Annotated in this window: 16 protein-coding genes and 1 pseudogene; 12 read left to right on the top strand and 5 right to left on the bottom strand. The window is 72.2% G+C overall.

The features are described from left to right. Nucleotides 1-906: YhjD/YihY/BrkB family envelope integrity protein (locus NOD94_RS21085; protein ID WP_281207563.1), on the bottom strand; the 906-nt coding region annotated here is incomplete at its 3' end. A gap of 448 nt (nt 907-1,354) precedes the next feature. Between NOD94_RS21085 and NOD94_RS21080 the strand changes: the two genes are divergently transcribed. Then, the gene (locus tag NOD94_RS21080) at nt 1,355-1,741 is read left to right on the top strand and encodes a C40 family peptidase (protein WP_281207570.1); all 387 of its coding nucleotides are present in this window, start codon (nt 1,355-1,357) and stop codon (nt 1,739-1,741) included. An 82-nt stretch (nt 1,742-1,823) separates the two neighbouring features. Here the strand turns inward: NOD94_RS21080 and NOD94_RS21075 are convergent, their stop codons facing one another. Together NOD94_RS21075 and NOD94_RS21070 are read right to left on the bottom strand one after the other, a co-directional pair. Continuing rightward, entirely contained in the window at nt 1,824-2,063 is a 240-nt protein-coding gene (locus tag NOD94_RS21075; protein WP_281207562.1) for a chaplin, read from the bottom strand. A 178-nt stretch (nt 2,064-2,241) separates the two neighbouring features. After that, nucleotides 2,242-3,225, bottom strand: a complete 984-nt coding sequence (locus NOD94_RS21070) for an aldo/keto reductase (RefSeq protein WP_281207561.1) — start codon at nt 3,223-3,225, stop codon at nt 2,242-2,244. A gap of 140 nt (nt 3,226-3,365) precedes the next feature. Here NOD94_RS21070 and NOD94_RS21065 point away from each other — a divergent pair, with 140 nt between their 5' ends. Continuing rightward, nucleotides 3,366-3,956: a TetR family transcriptional regulator gene (locus tag NOD94_RS21065; RefSeq protein WP_281207560.1), complete on the top strand. Its 591-nt coding sequence runs from the start codon at nt 3,366-3,368 to the stop codon at nt 3,954-3,956. A gap of 49 nt (nt 3,957-4,005) precedes the next feature. Here NOD94_RS21065 and NOD94_RS21060 read toward each other — a convergent pair whose 3' ends face one another. Further along, nucleotides 4,006-5,643 (bottom strand): BCCT family transporter, encoded by a 1,638-nt coding sequence (locus NOD94_RS21060; RefSeq protein WP_281207569.1) that lies wholly within the window; start codon nt 5,641-5,643, stop codon nt 4,006-4,008. Between the two features lie 285 nt (nt 5,644-5,928). On the opposite strand from NOD94_RS21060, the gene NOD94_RS21055 reads away from it, so the two are divergent. The 8 genes from NOD94_RS21055 (at nt 5,929) to NOD94_RS21020 (ending at nt 16,445) form a co-directional block, all read left to right on the top strand. Beyond that, on the top strand, nt 5,929-7,209 hold the full coding sequence (locus tag NOD94_RS21055) for a ClC family H(+)/Cl(-) exchange transporter (RefSeq protein WP_281207559.1): 1,281 nt from the start codon (nt 5,929-5,931) through the stop codon (nt 7,207-7,209). Nucleotides 7,210-7,294: 85 nt separating this feature from the next. After that, nucleotides 7,295-8,599 (top strand): ion channel protein, encoded by a 1,305-nt coding sequence (locus NOD94_RS21050; RefSeq protein WP_281207558.1) that lies wholly within the window; start codon nt 7,295-7,297, stop codon nt 8,597-8,599. 234 nt (nt 8,600-8,833) lie between these two features. Further along, nucleotides 8,834-10,318, top strand: a complete 1,485-nt coding sequence (locus tag NOD94_RS21045) for an aldehyde dehydrogenase family protein (protein ID WP_281207557.1) — start codon at nt 8,834-8,836, stop codon at nt 10,316-10,318. 16 nt (nt 10,319-10,334) lie between these two features. Further along, complete coding sequence (locus NOD94_RS21040) at nt 10,335-11,912, top strand: GMC oxidoreductase (protein WP_281207556.1); 1,578 nt, start codon at nt 10,335-10,337, stop codon at nt 11,910-11,912. 53 nt (nt 11,913-11,965) lie between these two features. After that, a complete protein-coding gene (locus NOD94_RS21035) occupies nt 11,966-13,060 on the top strand; it encodes a glycine betaine/L-proline ABC transporter ATP-binding protein (protein ID WP_281207568.1) in 1,095 nt (364 codons plus the stop codon). A gap of 178 nt (nt 13,061-13,238) precedes the next feature. Further along, the gene (locus tag NOD94_RS21030; protein ID WP_281207567.1) at nt 13,239-15,161 is read left to right on the top strand and encodes an ABC transporter permease subunit; all 1,923 of its coding nucleotides are present in this window, start codon (nt 13,239-13,241) and stop codon (nt 15,159-15,161) included. 1 nt (nt 15,162) lies between these two features. Next, nucleotides 15,163-16,146 carry an ABC transporter substrate-binding protein gene (locus NOD94_RS21025; RefSeq protein ID WP_281207555.1) on the top strand — a complete coding sequence of 328 codons (984 nt, stop codon included), beginning with the start codon at nt 15,163-15,165 and terminating at the stop codon, nt 16,144-16,146. A 143-nt stretch (nt 16,147-16,289) separates the two neighbouring features. Next, on the top strand, nt 16,290-16,445 hold the full coding sequence (locus NOD94_RS21020) for a DUF6131 family protein (protein WP_281207566.1): 156 nt from the start codon (nt 16,290-16,292) through the stop codon (nt 16,443-16,445). Between the two features lie 226 nt (nt 16,446-16,671). On the opposite strand, the gene NOD94_RS21015 is transcribed toward NOD94_RS21020, so the two are convergent. Continuing rightward, nucleotides 16,672-17,151 carry a peroxiredoxin gene (locus NOD94_RS21015; RefSeq protein ID WP_281207554.1) on the bottom strand — a complete coding sequence of 160 codons (480 nt, stop codon included), beginning with the start codon at nt 17,149-17,151 and terminating at the stop codon, nt 16,672-16,674. Nucleotides 17,152-17,417: 266 nt separating this feature from the next. Between NOD94_RS21015 and NOD94_RS21010 the strand changes: the two genes are divergently transcribed. Together NOD94_RS21010 and NOD94_RS21005 are read left to right on the top strand one after the other, a co-directional pair. Beyond that, nucleotides 17,418-17,888 carry a DNA starvation/stationary phase protection protein gene (locus NOD94_RS21010; protein ID WP_281207553.1) on the top strand — a complete coding sequence of 157 codons (471 nt, stop codon included), beginning with the start codon at nt 17,418-17,420 and terminating at the stop codon, nt 17,886-17,888. 385 nt (nt 17,889-18,273) lie between these two features. Continuing rightward, nucleotides 18,274-18,600 (top strand): annotated as a pseudogene (locus tag NOD94_RS21005) (flavoprotein); the annotation flags it as partial. Nucleotides 18,601-18,666: the final 66 nt, after the last annotated feature.

The following is an 18,666-nucleotide window of genomic DNA, read 5'->3' as shown; positions in this document are numbered from 1 at the left end:
CCCCCCCCCCCCCCCCCCCCCCCCCCCCCCCCCCCCCCCCCCCCCCCCCCCCCCCCCCCCCCCCCGGGGGTCCGATGGTGTCCCGAGCCGGTCCGCGGCCCGCCGCTCGTGGGCCAGTACGTAGCCCAGGGCGATGCCGACGGTGACGACGACGAAGAACCCGATCAGCCAGGACAGCACGACGAAGACGAGCCCCAGCCCGCCGAACTGCTCCAGGCTCCGGTCGATGGCGCGCGGCATGTAGTACCGCGACCCCAGCGTGACGGCCTGCACCCCGACGGCGACGAGGACCGCACCGGGCAGCAGCGGCAGCCACGGAATCCTGGAGCCGAGCAACAGGTGCTGGGTCCACCACCACAGCAGGGTGCCGCTGACCAGGGAGACCAACGCGCCGACGGCCGGGCCGGCGCCGAACGCGTCCTGGACCGGTCCCTGGAAGAGCAGCGCGGTCATCCACACGACCAACCAGGCCACCCACCGCCAGGCGGCGAGCCGGGCTCCGGCCTTCGGCAGGTGCCAGGACCGCTCACAGGTCGTCTGCAGGGCGCGGCTGCAGGCGGTGGCGGACAGCAGCGTCACGAACACTCCCAGGGCGCCGGTGCCGGCGACGACCGCCGTGTCGCCGGCGGCGTACACCGCGCGGACCTGGTCGAGGGCCGCGTCCGTCATGCCCAGGGTGGCGCTCATCGTCCTGATGAGCTCCTGCCGCATCCACTCGGGCGCGAGCGCGCCGATCACGAACAGCGCGGGGATCGCCCCGAGGAAGGCCTGTGCGGCCAATCGGGTGGCGCAGTCCAGGACGTGGATCCGTGCGAGCTGTTCCAGGACCCGGCCGAGGAACGGCGCGTAGGTGCGCATCCAGCCCGGCACGACGAAGCGGCGCGGCAAGAGGCGCGTTCCTGGCACGGTGACGGCTCCTTCCGGGGGAACGCGCGCCCTTGGCCTGCGGCCGCGCCGTTCACGAGCAGGATGCGGGATCGGGCACGGCGCGGCACCTCGGGCCCGCGTTTCCCTCGCCGCGACGGCGGCGAAGCACAGCCACCACCGGGTGTTTTTCCATATGTTCGCGAATCCGTTACAGAACCGATACATCTCCACCCATGTCCGGACCTGAATTTCGGACGGCTTCGGAGAAAACTGTCCGCCGTTGCGCCCCAGGAATCACATCCGAGAAAGCAGGACGTTCACAGGTATCCGACCGACCTCAAGTCCACCCGAACGCGGAGGTATCACGATGTCCGTCTGCAGGAATGACTCCCATAAAGCCCGAGAGGCCCTCCGAGTTGTCCGCCGCACCGCCGGATTCCGTCCCCCTCGCCTATTTTTGCTCCTCTGCCTGCTGACCGCGGGCACCCTGGCCGGCCCGGTATCACCGGCCGAAGCGGCCACACCGTACGGCGCCAAAGCGGTGGCCGTGGCGGCCTCGAAGGAAGGCGCCCCTTATGCACGCGGCGGCATGGGACCGAAAAGGTTCGACTGCTCGGGGCTGATGCTGTATTCGTTCCGGAAAGTCGGGAAACAGCTCCCCCGCACCGCCGAGCAGCAGTACGAACACACTTCCCACGTATCCCGCGACAAACGCGCATTGGGTGATCTTGTGTTCTTCCCACAGGGCTCGACCATGGAACACGTGGGCATTTATGCCGGTCAGGACAAGATCTGGCACGCCCCTCGTCCTGGCACCCGCGTAAGACTGGAACGGATTTGGAGCAATAACGTTCGCTACGGCCGGGCCGGTTGACGGAAGGACGACATGGGGAGGCCCCGGCCCCTCCCGGAACCGCCCGGACGGGGGCGGTCGGGAGGGGCCGGGGCCGGGGGGATCAGCCGTTGTAGCAGACGTTCCCGACAGCCGGGTTCAGGAGACCGATCACGTTCACGCTGTTGCCGCAGACGTTGATCGGCACGTGGACCGGGACCTGGATCAGGTTGCCCGACAGGACGCCGGGCGAGCCGGCGGCGATCCCCTCGGCATTGGCGTCGGCCGACGCCGCGGACGCGCCGCCCATGACCGCCAGGCCGACCGCCAGGGCAAGACCCGCACTCTTCCACACTCGCATCACGCGCACTTCTCCTCGCAACTGCCGCAGCGGCGCGCCTGCGCGCCGCACGGTCCCGGGTCGGGGCCGTCCCCCTCTCTTCGGCAGCTTCGGGCGCCGAGCACCGCCCCGGGGCGGTGCTTTCCCTCTAAGGAGTGCCGCCGCGCCCCTGATCGGCCGTATCGCGCGGACCCGGATCCGATCAGCCGTTCAGGCCCTTCATCAGCTCGGGGGCGTAGCGGTCGCCCGAGGCCACGCCCAGCGGGGCCACCGCGTCGATGCGCGCCAGGTCCTCGTCGGAGATCTCCACCCCGGTTGCGGCGACGTTCTCCTCCAGGTATCGGCGGCGCTTGGTGCCCGGGATGGGCACCGCGCCCTGGCGCAGCGTCCAGGCGAGGGCGAGCTGGGAGGGGGTGACGCCCTTCTCGGCGGCGAGGCTGCGGAGCAGGTCGACCACGGCGAGGTTGCGGTCGAAGTTCTCGCCCTGGAAGCGCGGGTCCGTGCGGCGGAAGTCGTCGGCCGCGAAGTCGTCGGGGCTGGTGACGGCGCCGGAGAGGAAGCCGCGCCCGAGGGGCGAGTAGGCGACGAGGCCGATCCCGAGTTCGTCGAGGGTCGCACGGACGCCGTCCTGCTCGATGCCGCGCTCGAAGAGGCTGTATTCCGTCTGCACCGCGGCGAGCGGGTGCACGGCGTGGGCCCGGCGGATGGTGGCGGGCGCGGCCTCGCACAGGCCGATGTGGCGGACCTTGCCGGCCGTGACGAGCTCCGCCATGGCGCCGACGCTCTCCTCGACGGGGACCCGCGGGTCGATGCGGTGGAGGTAGTGGAGGTCGATGTGGTCGGTGCCCAGGTGTCGCAGGGATCGGTCGGCGGACCTGCGGATGTAGTCCGGGGTGGCGTTGTGGCCGCGGAAGGCGCCCTCGTCGGTGAACTCGATCCCCGTCTTCGTGGCGATGACGGCGGACTCCCGGCGGCCGGCGAGGGCCCTGCCGAGCAGTTGCTCGTTGAGGAAGGGGCCGTAGCCCTCCGCGGTGTCCAGCAGGGTCACGCCCAGTTGCAGGGCCCGGTCGATGGTGGCGAGCGACTCGGTGTCGTCGGTCGCCCCGTAGTGGGCGCTCATGCCCATCAGGCCGAGTCCCTCGGCGCCGACCTTCAGGCCCTGGCCGCCCAGTGCGCGCATGTCCATGGTGTTTCTCCTCGGGGTGTCCGGTCCCGTCCGGTGGTGTCCGGTGGGCGAAAGGGAAAGTAACTAACTGGATAGGTAGAGCATGCGCGCATCGGGCGCCACATGTCAATAACTGGATAGTTACTTGCTAGGCTCCCGGTATGGCACGGGACTCCAGCGCAACCAAGGCACGCCTCCTCGACGCCGCCTTCTCCGAGTTCGCGACCCACGGCATCGCCGGAGCGCGGGTGGACCGGATCGCCGAGGCGGCCCAGGCGAACAAGCGGCTCATCTACGTCTACTTCGGCAACAAGGAGCAGCTCTTCGACGTCGTGCTCCAGCGGGCGCTGGAGGCGGGCTCGGATTCCGTCCCCTTCCGCGTCGAGGACCTGCCGGGGTACGCGGGGGCCGTCTTCGACCACCTGGTCGAGCGGCCGGACCTGATGCGCCTGGTGCTGTGGAAACAGTTGGAGCGGCCGGGCTCCACGCCCGCCGAGGCCGAGTCCTACAGCGCCAAGATCGGCGTGGTGGAGCGGGCCCAGCAGGCCGGGTACGTCGATCCGGCGATCGACCCCGTCGACCTCCTCGTGCTGGTCATGGGCCTGTCCCAGGCCTGGTTCGGCGCGCTCGGCGGCCCCGCGGCCGGGGGCGCGGGCGCGGGTTGGCCCGAGGAGCGGCTGGCCCGCCACCGCGAGGCCGTGGTGGAGTCCGTACGCCGTATGACGACACCGCCCGGGGGCCCGGTCGGCTGAGGGAGCCCGACATCCGGGGCGACCGGGCGGCCGGAGTGTCCGGCGGCCGTTACGGCGGGTCCTCCAGCGGGGACGGCCGGCCGGATTCCGGTTCGGGGCCGGTACCGGGACCGATGCGGAGCTCGAAGTCGCCGTCGTACTCCTCGTGGCCGGCGACCACCGCCTGCGCGACGGCCTCCTCGCCCATCTCGCCCCGGACGATCAGTGGGTCCCTGCGCAGGTCGCGCAGGAGGGCCACGCACATGCCGATCATCACCACGGTGAACGGGGCCGCCACGAGGATCGTCAGGTTCTGCAGTCCGGCGAGCGCGTCCCCCTTGCCGTTGCCGATGAGCAGCATGACGGCCGCGACGGCGCCGGTGACCACGCCCCAGAAGACGACGATCAGCCGGGCCGGCTCGAAGGTCCCCTTCTGCGAGAGCGTGCCCATCACGATGGAGGCGGCGTCCGCTCCTGAGACGAAGAAGATGCCGACGAGGACCATCACCAGCAGGCTCATCACCGTCGGGATGGGGAACTGCTGGAGCAGCCCGAAGAGTTGGCCCTCGGGCGTGGTCTCGCCACCGAGCCGGCCGCCCTCCTGGAGCTTCATCGCCGTACCGCCGAAGACGGCGAACCACACCAGGCTGACGCTGCTCGGGACGAGGATGACCCCGCCGATGAACTGGCGGATCGTACGGCCGCGGCTGATGCGGGCGATGAACATGCCGACGAACGGCGTCCAGGAGATCCACCAGGCCCAGTAGAAGACCGTCCAACTGCCCAACCAGGTGGCGACCTCACCGGCGCCGGTGGCCTCGGTGCGGCCGATGAGCTGCGGCAGGTCGCCGAGGTAGGCGCCCAGGGAGGTGGGGATCAGGTCGAGCACGATGATCGTCGGGCCGGCGATGAACACGAAGACGGCCAGCACGAGGGCGAGGACCATGTTGATGTTCGACAGCCACTGGATGCCGCGTTCGACGCCGGAGACCGCCGAGGCCACGAAGGCGACGGTGAGCACGGCGATGACGCCGACGAGGAGGCCGGTGCTGACCGTGTCCATCCACCCCAGTTCCCGGAACCCGCTGCCGATCTGCAGGGCGCCCAGGCCCAGCGAGGCGGCCGAGCCGAAGAGGGTGGCGAAGATGGCCAGGATGTCGATGACGCGGCCCGCCGCGCCGTGGGCGTGCCGTTCGCCGATGAGGGGCTCGAACACGGCGCTGATCGTCTGACGGCGCCCGCGGCGGAAGGTGCTGTAGGCGATCGCGAGGCCGACGACGGCGTAGATCGCCCAGGGGTGGAGCGTCCAGTGGAAGAGCGTGGTCGCCATCGCCGTCTGCATGCGTTCGGCGGAATCGACGGGGTGGGTGCCGGGCGGCGGCTTGTCGTAGTGGGCCAGTGGCTCGCTCACGCCGTAGAACATCAGCCCGATCCCCATGCCGGCGCTGAACATCATCGCGACCCAGGACACGGTGCGGAATTCGGGAGCCTCGCCCTCGCGGCCGAGGCTGATCCGACCGTAACGGCTGATGGCCAGCCACAACGCGAACACGACGAAACCGCTGGCGGCCAGCATGAAGGCCCAGCCGCCGTTGTGGATGAGCCCCTTCAGCAGGCTGCTCGACACGCTTTCCAGCGAGTCGGTGGCCAGGGCGCCCCAGAGCACGAAGGCGAGCGTCAGGACCGCCGTGACGCCGAAGACCACCATGTCCGTACGGGAACGGGGGGCGGCCGGTGGCTCTTTCGACAACGGGGTCCCCTCTCACGCGTGACCTCGTTCGCCGCGGCCACGCAGGAACGTTTGCGTGGATACCTGACCTATCACGCTTATCGCCCGTAACCGGGCTCATCCTCACCGCCGGCGGGCAGTCCGCAACGCCGTTGGCCCAGTCGGGGGCGGTTTCGGCGCGGCCGCCGCGATGTCCGGGGCCGTGCGACGGTCGCGGGTCAGTCTCGGACGGGACGCGAACCACGGCTGGGCGGAGGTCCACGCATGCCCGGTGCTCCCCGCGGCGGGCCGACCCTCTACCTCGTGGGGGCCCTCGCCGGCTGCGTCGTCGGACTGGTCGGCGGGAGCTTCCGCTGGTGCCTGGAACGCGCCGACGCGCTGCGCGGATCGCTGCTGGACGCCTCGCAGGAGCTCGGCGTCGCCGGCCGACTGGTCCCGATCGCCCTCGCGGCGGTGGGCGCCGCCGTCGCCTGCGCGATCGCCCGGCGGGTCCCGGCCGCCGCCGGGAGCGGCATCCAGGACGTCGAGGCCGTGTGGCACGGGGAGCGGGAGCCGGACCGCCTGCTGCCGCTCCTGCCGGCCAAGTTCGTGGGCGGCGTGATCGCCATGGGCTCCGGTCTCCTCCTCGGCCGGGAGGGGCCGACGGTGCACATGGGCGCCGCGATCGGCACGGAGGCGGGACGCCGTACGCGGATGAGTGCGCGGGACGTCACCCTGCTGCACACCTCACTGGCCGGAGCCGGGCTCGCGGTGGCGTTCACCGCCCCGCTCGGCGGTGTGGTGTTCGTCCTGGAGGAGGTGACGAGGACGATCCGGGCCCGACTGGTCCTGCTCACCCTCATCGGTACCGTCACCGCCGTCGGATGCGCCCGGCTGATCCTGGGCGACCGCCCCGTCTTCGCCATGCCCGACCCGGCGGCGCCGCCCCTGTCGCTGCTGCCGGCCTTCCTGCTGCTGGGCGCCGCCACCGGCGTGCTGGGTGTGGGCTACAGCCGGCTGGTGGTCGGCGCCCTCGCCTACTGCGACGGCGTCACCCGGGTCGGGCCGGTCGCGCGGGCGGCCGTCATCGGGGCCGTCGTGGGCCTGCTGCTGGGCATCGATCCGTCGCTCGGCGGCGGCGGGGAGCAGTTGAGCGGGCTCCTGGTGGACGGCGAGGTGCCGGTGGTCACCGTGCTGGCGGGGTATCTGGTGGTGCGCTTCGTGGCGGGGCCGCTCAGCTATGCGGCCGGTGCGCCGGGCGGCCTGTTCGCCCCGCTGTTGGCGTTGGGCGCCCTGTGGGGAGCTCTCGTACAGGGCCTCGCGGCCCCCGTGCTGCCGGGCGGGACGGGAGCGGCGTCGTTCGCGGCCGTCGGCATGGCGGCGCTGTTCGCCGCGGTGGTGCGCGCACCCTTGACCGGTGTCGTGCTGGTGGTCGAGATGACGGGGGCCACCGCGCTGGTCGTGCCGCTGCTCGCGGCCTGTTTCGCCGCGACGCTGACCGCCGACCGGTTGGGGAGCGTCCCGATCTACGACACCCTGCGGCTGCGCATGACGCGGTCGTCCTGACGCCCCTGCGGCCTTCCCGCGGCGGAACCCACCAGAGGATTCCGATGTGACGGGTTTCGGGCGGATTGCCCGTTACGTTGATCCGGTGACCGCCCCAGCACCGTCCGCCGCTCCCCCGCAGACCTCCCCCGCCAGGGCCCTGCTCCCGCTGGTCCTGCCCGCGATCGTGATCGGCGTGGGCTCCAGCCTGCTGCTGACCGGCGTGAGCGAGCTGGCCGACCTGCTGAAGAACGTCCTGTGGGGGACCCTCCCCGACGCGATCGGGGTGGGCCGCTGGTCCGTCGCGTGGATGCTGGCCGTCCTGACCGTGACCGGTCTCGCGGTCGGGCTCGTCGTGTGGAAGGTCCACGGACACGCGGGGCCGGATCCGGCGACCACCGGGCTGGTCGACCCGCCACTGCCGCCCGCGGTGATCCCGGGCCTGTTGCTGGTGACCACGCTGTCGCTGGCCGGCGGTGTGAGCCTCGGCCCGGAGAACCCGATCACCGCCGCGAACATCGCCCTCGCCTTCTGGTTGGGCCGGAAGTTCATGCCGGCCGGTGCCCCGCAGCTGTGGGTGGGGCTGGGCGCCGCAGGGACGGTCGGGGCGCTGTTCGGGACCCCGGTCGCGGCCGTGCTGATCCTCACCGAGTCGATGGCGTCGGGGCCCGGGCAACCGGCGGTTCCGGGCGGCAAGCCCCCCACGCTGTGGGACCAGCTCTTCGCCCCGCTGATCGCGGCGGGCGCGGGGGCGCTGACGAGCAGGTTGACCGAGGCGCCCGTCTTCGGACTGCCGCTGCCGGCCTTCACCGGTCCGGGCTGGGCCGACCTGCTCGGCGCGCTGGTGGTCTCCTCCGTCGCCGCCGCCATCGCCATGGCGGCCGTCTACGCGTTCCCGTACGTCCACCGCGCCTTCCACCTGCTGCCGCATCCGGTGCTCGCGCTGACCCTGGGCGGCCTGGTGCTGGGGCTGCTCGCGGCGCTCGGGGGGCGGCTGACCCTGTTCAAGGGGTTGGAGGAGATGGGCGAGCTGGCCGCCGATCCGACCGCGTACTCCGCCGGCGCGCTGCTCCTGATGGCCGTGGTGAAGCTGGCGGCCGTCCTGGTGGCTTGCGGGTCCGGGTTCCGCGGCGGCCGGATCTTCCCGTCCGTCTTCGCGGGGGCCGCGCTCGGACTCGCGGTCAGCGCCCTGGTTCCTTCGGTCCAGTCGCCGGTCGCGGTGACCTGCGCGGTGCTGGGCGTGCTGCTGGCCGTCACCCGGCAGGGCTGGGTGAGCCTGTTCACCGCCGCGATCCTGGCCCCGGACCCGGGACTGCTGCCGCTCCTGTGCGTGGCGCTGCTGCCCGCCTGGCTGCTGGTGAGCGGGCGGCCGCAGATGCAGCTGACGGAGGCGGGCGCACCGCTGCGCTGACCCGGCGCACCTCCGGTCCCGCACCGCGCCCGGCCGCGGCTCACCCGGCCCCCGCCGCCGGCTCCCGTCCCTTGGTCGCGGTCCCCTCCGCCGTCCGTCACGCCGATCGCCGAGAGTGACACCCGTCACTTCGAGTGACCGATGGGACATGACCTGCGTCGCGCGGGGCAAGTGCGGAACTTGCCAGCTCACCGCGGGTCCGCCGCGGTGGCACAAGCGGAGGTACAGCGCGTCGTGTCGGAGCAGAAGACCATCTACACAGCCGGGACATGGCGGTCCGCGGCCTCGGGAGCGACCAGAGAGATTCTGGATCCGGCGGACGGGTCCGTCCTCGCCGTGGTGGCCGAGGGCGGCACCGCGGACGTCGACGCGGCCGTGAGCGCGGCCCGCGACGCCTTCGACCTGGGCCCCTGGCGCACCGTCCCGGCCCGCGAGCGGGCGGCGCTGCTGCACCGCACGGCGGACCTACTGGGGCGCGAGCGCGACCGCATCGGTCTCATGGAGAGCCTGGACGCGGGCAAGACCCTCGAAGAGGGCCGCGCGGACGTGGACTGCGTCATCGACGCGTTCCGCTACTTCGCCGGCCTCGTCGCCGGGGAGGACGCGGGCCGGGTCGTGGACGCCGGCGACCCCGACATCCACAGCGTCGTCGTCCACGAGCCGGTCGGGGTCTGCGCCCTGATCACCCCCTGGAACTATCCGCTGCTCCAGGCGAGTTGGAAGATCGCCCCGGCGCTGGCGGCGGGCAACAGCTTCGTCATCAAGCCGAGCGAGATCACCCCGCTGACCACGGTGGCGCTGATGGAACTCCTGGCGGAGGCCGGTCTTCCCGACGGGGTGGCCAACCTGGTCACCGGGGCGGGCGATCCGGTCGGTGCGCGCCTCTCCGCGCATCCCGACGTCGACCTGGTGTCCTTCACCGGCGGACTCGTCAGCGGTACGAAGGTCATGCGGGCGGCCGCCGAAACGGTCAAGAAGGTCGCCCTCGAACTCGGCGGCAAGAACCCGAACGTCGTCTTCGCCGACGCCTGCGCCACCGACGAGGGCTTCGACACCGCCGTCGACCAGGCCCTGAACGCCGCGTTCATCCACAGCGGCCAGGTCTGCTCGGCCGGCTCGCGACTCATCGTCGAGGAGCCGGTGCACGAGCGCTTCGTCGCCGAACTCGCCCGCCGCGCCGAGCGGATACGCATCGGCCGCGGCACCGACCCGGGCGTCGAGTGCGGCCCGCTCGTCTCGGCGGCGCAGCGGGAGCGCACCGAGTCCCACGTCGCGGCCGCGCTCGCCGAGGGCGCCGTACTGCGCGCCGGCGGCGAGCGCCCCGACGGACCGGGCTTCTTCTACCGGCCCACCGTCCTCGACCGGTGCCACCGGCGGATGCGCGTCGTGCGCGAGGAGGTCTTCGGCCCGGTGCTGACCGTGGAGACCTTCCGGAGCGAGGAGGAGGCCGTCGCCCTCGCCAACGACACCGAGTACGGGCTCGCCGGCGGCGTCTGGACGTCCGACGCGGGCCGCGCCCGCCGGGTCGCCGGCCGCATGCGGCACGGCACCGTCTGGATCAACGACTTCCACCCGTACCTGCCGCAGGCCGAGTGGGGCGGCTTCGGGAAGTCCGGCACCGGGCGCGAGCTCGGACCGTCCGGGCTGGCCGAATACCGCGAGTCCAAGCACGTGTACCAGAACCTCGCCCCGCGCCCCGTGCGCTGGTTCGCTGGTTGAGGAGGCAGGAGAAGACATGAGCACGACCACCCCCCACCATCAGGACCGATCCGCGTCCGGCGCGGCCCCGACCGTCCAGGAGTACGACTACGTCATCGTCGGCGGCGGCACCGCCGGCTCCGTGATCGCCTCCCGACTGACCGAGGACCCGGACGTCACCGTGGCCGTCATCGAGGGCGGGCCGAGCGACGTCGACCGCCCCGACGTGCTCACGCTGCGCCGCTGGATGGGCCTGCTCGGCGGCGAACTCGACTACGACTACCCCACCACCGAGCAGCCGCGCGGAAACTCGTACATCCGGCACAGCAGGGCCCGCGTCCTCGGCGGCTGCTCCTCGCACAACACGCTCATCGCCTTCAAGCCGCTCCCCTCCGACTGGGACGAGTGGTCGGAGGCGGGCGCCGAGGGCTGGCACGCCGCGGCCATGGACCCGTACTTCGACCGGCTCCTCAACAACGTCGTGCCGGTCGCCGAGGCGGACCGCAACGCCATCGCCCGCGACTTCGTGGACTCGGCCCAGGAGGCCCTGGGCGTGCCGGTCGTCGAGGGGTTCAACCGCAAGCCGTTCCACGAGGGCGCCGGATTCTTCGACCTCGCCTACCACCCGGAGACCAACAAGCGGTCCTCGGCCTCGGTGGCGTACCTCCACCCGGTCATGGACGAGCGGCCCAACCTGCGCATCCTGCTGGAGACCTGGGCGTACCGCCTGGAGCTGGACGGGACGCGGGTGCGCGGCGTCCACGTCCGCTCGGCGGACGGCGGACGGTCGCTGGTCACCGCACGGCGCGAGGTGGTCGTCTGCGCGGGCGCCGTGGACACCCCGCGGCTGCTGCTGCACTCCGGCATAGGCCCCCGCGAGGACTTGGAAGCCCTCGGGATCCCCCCGGTCCACGACCTGCCCGGCGTCGGCGAGAACCTCCTCGACCATCCGGAGTCCGTGATCGTCTGGGAGACGGACGGTCCGATACCCGAGAACTCGGCGATGGACAGCGACGCCGGCCTGTTCGTGCGGCGCGACCCCGACTCCCCCGGTCCCGACCTGATGTTCCACTTCTACCAGATCCCGTTCACCGACAACCCGGAGCGGCTGGGCTACGAACGCCCTGCGCACGGCGTCTCGTTGACCCCGAACATCCCCAAGCCCCGCAGCCGCGGCCGCCTCTACCTGACGAGTGCGGACCCGGAGGTCAAACCGGCCCTGGACTTCCGCTACTTCACGGACGAGGACGACTACGACGGTCGGACCCTGGTGGACGGCATCAAGCTGGCCCGCCGGATCGCCGCGACCGAGCCGCTGGCCGGCTGGCTGCGCCGCGAGGTGTGCCCGGGACCGGAGATCACCGACGACGAGGCGCTCAGTGCGTACGCCCGCTCGGTCGCGCACACCGTCTACCACCCGGCCGGCACCTGCCGGATGGGCGCCGCGGACGACGAGGAGGCGGTGGTGGGGCCGGACCTGAAGGTCCGTGGCCTCGATGGCATCCGCATCGCCGACGCCTCCGTCTTCCCGACGATGCCCGCGGTCAATCCGATGATCGGAGTACTCATGGTCGGCGAAAAGGCTGCCGAGCTGCTGGGCGGTGAGGTCCTGTGACCACCACCGGTCCTGCCAGTACCACCGGTTCCGGGATCACCCCCGGTTCCGACATCACCACCGCGCCCGATTCCGCGACCGCGCCCGAGGGCGCCGGCGCTCCCGTGTTCGGGGTCCGGGGCCTGTGGAAGGTCTTCGGGCCCGACCGGAAGGCGGCCCGGGTCCCCGGCTCCGAGGACGCCGCCCTGTCCGCCGCCGAGCTGCGCGAGCGGACCGGCTGCACCGCCGCTGTCCGCGACGTCACCTTCGACGTCCGCAAGGGCGAGGTGTTCGTCGTCATGGGCCTGTCCGGCTCGGGCAAGTCGACCCTCGTGCGCTGTCTGACCCGGCTGATCGAACCCACGGCGGGGTCGCTCTCCATCGACGGCGAGGACGTCCTCGCCATGGACGCGGGCCGGTTGCGCGAACTGCGCCGTCACCGGGCCGCCATGGTCTTCCAGCACTTCGGGCTGCTGCCGCACCGCACCGTCCTCGACAACGTCGCCTACGGGCTGGAGATCCAGGGCATGAGCCGCGCCGAGCGGCGCGCCAAGGCCGCCGAGATGGTGGCCAAGGTCGGGCTCGAAGGCCTGGAGTCCCGCCGGCCCGGACAGTTGTCCGGAGGCCAGCAGCAGCGCGTCGGTCTCGCCCGCGCGCTCGCCGCCGACCCCGAGGTGCTCCTCTTCGACGAACCGTTCAGCGCCCTCGACCCGCTGATCCGCCGCGAGATGCAGGACGAGGTGGCGCGGCTCCACCACGAGGAGGGCCGCACGATGGTCTTCATCACCCACGACCTGGCGGAGGCCCTGCGACTCGGCGACCGGATCGCGCTGATGCGCGACGGCCGCATCGTCCAGCTCGGCACGCCGGAGGAGATCGTGGGCTCGCCCGCCGACGACTACGTACGGGACTTCGTCCGCGACGTGCCGCGCGAGCAGGTGCTCACCGTACGCGGCGCGATGCGCCCCGCGGCGCCCGGCGAGGACGCCCAGGGGGTCGCCCTCGCTCCCACCACCACGGTCGCCGAGGCCATCGAGGCCGTCGCCCGCAGCGGGGCGTCGGCGCGGGTCGTCGACCGGGGCCGGTGCCTGGGCGTCGTCGACGACGCCGCGCTGCTCGCGGTGGTGGCCGGCCTGCCGGCCCCGGCCGGACGGGGGGTGGCGGCATGACGCGCCGACCCCGTCGCACCGAAACCGACACCGGGAGGTGGTGCGGATGACCACGACGACCAGACCAGTACGGGAACCCGGCCGCCGGGACCGCGCCGGCGACCCGGGGAAGCCGAACGGGAACCGGGGCCCCGCCCGACCCGGCTCCGCCGTCTCCCCCGGCGGCCGCCTCAAGGCGATGCTCCACCACCGCGCCGGCCGCAGGGTCCTGCCCCTCGCCGTCGCCGCGGTGGTGCTGATCCCGCTCGCCATGGCCTTCCCCGGCTCCGGCAGCTGGCCCGCGGCCCTGTCCGTGGACCTCTCCGGGCCGCTGGGCCGGGCCGGGGACTGGATCGTCGACAACCGCGACGGCCACCCGCTCTTCCTCTACTTCTTCGGACACATCAGCAACGCCGTCGTGGTGTCCGTGCGCGCGGTGTACGTCGTCCTGCTCGCCGCGGGCTGGACCGGCGTCACCGCCCTGGCCGGACTCGTCGCGCTGCGCCTGGCGGGCGTACGGCTCGCCCTGACCTGTGTGGCGGCCTTCGCCGCGTGCGGGCTGCTCGGCATGTGGGTACCGACGATGCAGACCCTCGCGCTGATGGTCGTCGCCGTGTCCGTGTCCGTCGTCGTGGGCGCCCTGCTCGGCCTCGCCGCCGGGCTGTCGTCGCGCGCCGACCGGCTGCTGCGGCCCGTCCTGGACACCATGCAGGTGCTGCCCGCCTTCGCGTACCTGCTGCCGATGGTGCTGGTCTTCGGCATCGGCGTGCCCGCCGCGGTCCTGGCGACCGTGGTGTACGCGGCCCCGCCGATGGCCCGGCTCACCGCCCTGGGCCTGCGCGGGGCGGACGCCGGGGTGCTGGAGGCCTCGGCCTCCCTCGGCGCGACCGGACGCCAGCGGCTGCTGACCGCACGGCTCCCGCTCGCCCGCGGACAGCTGCTGCTCGGCGTCAACCAGGCCATCATGATGGCCCTGTCGATGGCCGTCATCGCCTCGGTGATCGGTGCGGGCGGTCTGGGCGACCGGGTCTACCAGGCCCTCGCCTCGGTCGACGTCGGAGCCGCGCTCGCCGCCGGCATCCCCATCGTGCTGCTCGCCGTGGTCCTCGACCGCACGGCCGACGCGGCGGGCCGCCGGCTGGGCGGCGCTCCGGTCCCCCCGGACGAACAGCCCCTGCTGCGCAGGGTTTTCGCCGGCTGGTACGGGCGCCTGCTCACCGTGCTCACCGCCGTCGCCGCCGCCGTCGTGGGCCACATGGCGGGAACGACCCTGTGGCCCGGGTCCTGGACCGTGCCGATCGCGGAGCCCGTCAACCGGGCGGTCGCCTGGATGACCGACCACCTCTACTCCGGGGTGCCCGTGGTCGGCGGCACCGCCGACTGGGCGGCCCGCTTCACCGGCTGGATCCTCGACCCGCTGCGCGGTGGCCTGCAGGCCGCCCCCTGGTGGGCACTGCTGCTGCTGACCGGGGTGATCGGCGTCCTCGTCGGTACCTGGCGGACCGCGCTGACCGCGGTCCTCGCGCTCGCCGCGATCGGCGTCCTCGGGGTGTGGGAGCCCTCCCTCGACACCCTGTCCCAGGTGCTGGCGGCCGTCGCCGTCACCCTCGTACTCGGTTTCTCGATCGCCGTCGGCGCCGCCCGCAGTCCCCGTGCGCAGCGACTGCTGCGGCCGGTGCTCGACGTCTGCCAGACCATGCCGCAGTTCGTCTACCTGATCCCGGTCGTCGCGCTGTTCGGCGTCGGTCGGGCGCCCGCCGCGGCCGCCGCGGTCGTGTACGCGCTGCCCGCCGTCGTCCGCATCACCACCCAGGGGCTGCTCGACGTGAACCCGGCCGCCGTGGAGTCGGCCCGCTCGCTGGGAGCGACCGGCTCGCAGCAGCTGTGGCAGGTCCGGCTGCCGTTGGCCCGGCCCGCGTTGCTGCTGGCGGTCAACCAGGCCGTGGTGCTCGTACTCGCCGTGGTGATCATCGGCGGCCTGGTCGGTGGCGGCGCGCTCGGCTACGACGTCGTCCTCGGCCTCGCCCAGGGCGACCTGGCGACCGGTCTGGTCGCCGGCGCCGCGATCGTCTGCCTCGGTCTGATGCTCGACCGCGTCACCCAGCCCGCGAAGGAGGCCTGACATGAACGAGCGCAACCACCCGGGCCGCCGCGGCCGCCGGGCCGCCGCCGCGTTCGCCGCGGGTACGGCCCTCGCCGTGCTCACCGGCTGCGGCGCGGCCGACATGACCCGTCAGGCCTCCCCGTACGCGGCCGCCCAGGGCGCGAAGACGGTCACCCTGTCCGTACAGTCCTGGGTCGGGGCCCAGGCGAACACCGCCGTCGCCTCGTACCTGCTCGAACACGAGCTGGGCTACCGGGTCGACACCGTCCAGGTCGACGAGGTCCCGGCGTGGGACGCGCTCAGCCAGGGCCGGGTCGACGCGATCCTGGAGGACTGGGGCCACCCCGAGCAGGAGAAGCGGTACGTCGAGGACAAGAAGACCATCACCCCGGGCGGCGACCTCGGCGTCACCGGCCACATCGGATGGTTCGTGCCGACGTACTTCGCCGAGGAACATCCGGACGTCACCGACTGGAAGAACCTCGACAAGTACGCCGACCTGTTGCGGACGCCCGAGAGCCGTGGAAAGGGGCAGCTGATGGACGGCTCGCCCTCGTACGTCACGAACGACAAGGCCCTGGTGAAGAACCTCGGGCTGGACTTCGAGGTGGTCTTCGCCGGCTCCGAGGCCGCTCAGATCACCCAGATCAAGCAGTTCGCGAAGGAACGCAAGCCCTTCCTCACCTACTGGTACAAGCCGCAGTGGCTGTTCGAGCGGGTCCCCATGACGGAGGTGAAGCTGCCCGAGTACAAGGAGGGCTGCGACGCCGACCCGGAGAAGGTGGCCTGCGCCTACCCGCACACCCCGCTGCAGAAGTACCTGAACACTCGCTTCGCGGAGCGGGGCGGGACGGCGGCCTCCTTCCTGAAGAAGTTCCGCTGGTCCGTCGAGGAGCAGAACGAGGTGTCGCTGATGATCGCCGAGGAGAAGATGCCGCCGGCCGAGGCGGCGAAGAAGTGGGTGGAGCGCAACGAGGACACCTGGCGGGCGTGGGTGAACTGAGGGGAACGAGCCGAACGGGTGGCGCCCCGATCCGGGGGTGTGCGGGGGCCGATTGCGGGTAGGCGCAGCACGTGATCACCTCCGTGACCGCTCCGGACGTGCCCACCACCCGGATGAAGCATCAAGAGAAATCGGAGGGCAACATGATCGTCATCGGCCTCATTCTGCTCATCATCGGCTTCATCACCGGCATCAGCATCCTGTGGACCATCGGCATCATCCTGCTGGTCGTCGGGGCGATCCTGTGGATCCTCGGTTCCCTCGGCCACGCCGTCGGTGGACGCAAGCACTACTGGTAGGGACCGGGGCATTCGGGGCATCGGTCACGACCAGTTCTCCGTAGGTGTGCGGCGGCCCGCGCCGGGTGCGGGCCGCCGCACGCCCGTGCCTGCGTGCGGGCGGTGTGCGTCCGGGCGGTGGGGCGGGGCGGCGTAGCAGGGCGGCGGTGTAACGGGTGCGGCGGTGCGGCATCGCGCATCCGCGACGCGACACCGCCGGGGGGGGCGCGCGGCGCCCGCCTCGCCGCTACCCGATGGTGGCGAGCTGCCGGGCGAGCACGTCGGGCGCCGGGAACGTGGCGCCCACCGCGCCGACGCGCTTCCAGTGGAGGCGGCCGTCCGGCCCCACGATGAACACGGAACGTCGCAGGCCGATCAGTGGCGCGTCGATGCCGAAGGCCCGGGAAACGGTCCGTCCCGCGTCAGCGAGCAGGGGAATGCGCAGGTCACGATCACGGGCGAAGCGTTCGTGGCTGTCGACGTCCTGGGGGCTGATGCCCCAGACCGTCGCGCCGGACGTACGGAGCGCGTCGAGGCCGTCGGAGTAGGAACACAGCTGTCTGGTGCAGACGGGGGTGTTGTCCCCGGGGTAGAAGGCCAGGACCACGGGCTTGCCGCGGTGGTCCGCGAGGGCGTAGTCGGAGCGTTCGAACCGGTCCTGGAGCAGGACTCCTCCGGGCAGGGAGAAGTCGCCCACGATGTCCCCCACTGCGGGAGTACGGCCCATGGTGGTTCCTTCCGTAGTCGGTGACGCGTCGCTTCGCGGCGCGTCGGCAGCCATTCTGCGCCCCGTTCCGACCGTTCGGTACGGGGCCCCTGGGCGCGGGGCGACGGGCGTGCGCCGGGACGCGCGCGGAATGGCCGGTTCTTGACTGTTTCCTCCCGACTGGGGTGGGTAGGCGAGGTTTCGACCGAGACACCGTGTTCGCCGACGGCCCGCCCCCAAGAGGTGGCGGACGTACCGTCGGCGACATCGCGAAGTGGAGATTCCCTGTGGCCATCGTGAAGAGCTCCCTCAAGGACGCCGACCTGAAGATCGTGGGCGACGCCCTGCAAGGCGCCCTGGTGGACCTCGTCGACCTCTCCCTCGTCGCCAAGCAGGTGCACTGGAACGTCGTGGGTCCGCGGTTCCGCTCGGTCCACCTCCAGCTCGACGAGGTCGTCACCTCGGCCCGCACCCACTCCGACGTGGTCGCCGAGCGCGCCTCCGCCCTCGGGGTCTCCCCCGACGGCCGGGCGGCGACGGTGGCGTCGACCAGCGCGATCGCCGGGGTGAAGGAGGGCTGGGTGAAGGACGTGGACGCCGTACAGGTCCTCGTGGACGGCCTGGGCGCGGTGATCACCCGCATGCGCGAGCGCATCAAGGCGACGGGCGACGCCGACCCGGTCACCGAGGACATCCTGATCGGCCTCACGGGCGACCTCGAAAAGCACCACTGGATGTTCCAGGCCGAAAGCGCCTGACGAGGCCGAAGGTCCCACAGCGACGATGGCCCACCCGCCGGTCGGCGGGTGGGGCATCCGCGTGTCAGTGGACGGAGCAGCCACGGGGCCGTATCGAACCCGCGGGAACGGTCGGGACAGGTGGCGGAAGGTTCGGTCAGTGCCCCCGTTCGCGCTCGGCCTCGGTAGTCGGCCGGCACCTCGGGTCGTCGGGGTGGTGCGTGTGCTGGTTGGGTCGGGCCCCGGACATCGAGTGCGGGATGATCGTCCGATAGCGGGAGCCGAGGGGGCCCTGGCAGCGGGCGCAGATCCGGCCTGCGGTCACGCTGTCGCCGCGATCTTGTCGACGATGGTCGAGAACTCGCGGCCGGACGGCAGCCGGACGTAGGCGAGGTCCACCCACGACCCGGACGTGTGGCCCGGCGCGGACGCCGTACTGGTGGCCCCGGCCACGACGAACACCATCAACCGGTGGGCGCTCGGCATCACCGACACCTGGCTCGTCGGGTTCGTGGCGGAGGCGATCGGCAAGGGGATCCCCATGACGATGATGCCGTGCGTGAACTCGGCGTACTCCCAACATCCCCAGTTCCCGCTGTCTCTGGAGACGCTCCGTACGGCTGGGGTCCGCGTGCTGTACGGGCCGGGAGGGTTCGAGCCGAACGCGCCCGGGGAGAAGCGCGCGTATCCCTGGGGTGCGGCACTTGATGCCATCGGCGGGCCGGTCACATAGGTGTGAGGGCCCGGGTCAGGACAAGAGGCCCCTCCCGCCGGTGGAGGCGGGAGGGGCCTTCGCGCT

The sequence above is a fragment of the Streptomyces sp. Isolate_45 genome, assembly GCF_024721315.2.
Lineage (GTDB): Bacteria > Actinomycetota > Actinomycetes > Streptomycetales > Streptomycetaceae > Streptomyces.
The sequence above is the reverse complement of the archived record's forward strand: the minus strand, read 5'-3'. Positions and strand labels throughout refer to the sequence as shown.

Excerpts from the sequence above, each read along its gene's own strand:
- NOD94_RS21070 (WP_281207561.1), bottom strand. The coding sequence starts at position 3,225 with ATGGACATGCGCGCACTGGGCGGCCAGGGCCTGAAGGTCGGCGCCGAG.
- NOD94_RS21065 (WP_281207560.1), top strand. The coding sequence starts at position 3,366 with ATGGCACGGGACTCCAGCGCAACCAAGGCACGCCTCCTCGACGCCGCC.
- NOD94_RS21060 (WP_281207569.1), bottom strand. The coding sequence starts at position 5,643 with ATGGTGGTCTTCGGCGTCACGGCGGTCCTGACGCTCGCCTTCGTGCTC.
- NOD94_RS21055 (WP_281207559.1), top strand. The coding sequence starts at position 5,929 with ATGCCCGGTGCTCCCCGCGGCGGGCCGACCCTCTACCTCGTGGGGGCC.
- NOD94_RS21040 (WP_281207556.1), top strand. The coding sequence starts at position 10,335 with ATGAGCACGACCACCCCCCACCATCAGGACCGATCCGCGTCCGGCGCG.
- NOD94_RS21030 (WP_281207567.1), top strand. The coding sequence starts at position 13,239 with ATGCTCCACCACCGCGCCGGCCGCAGGGTCCTGCCCCTCGCCGTCGCC.
- NOD94_RS21025 (WP_281207555.1), top strand. The coding sequence starts at position 15,163 with ATGAACGAGCGCAACCACCCGGGCCGCCGCGGCCGCCGGGCCGCCGCC.
- NOD94_RS21020 (WP_281207566.1), top strand. The coding sequence starts at position 16,290 with ATGATCGTCATCGGCCTCATTCTGCTCATCATCGGCTTCATCACCGGC.
- NOD94_RS21015 (WP_281207554.1), bottom strand. The coding sequence starts at position 17,151 with ATGGGCCGTACTCCCGCAGTGGGGGACATCGTGGGCGACTTCTCCCTG.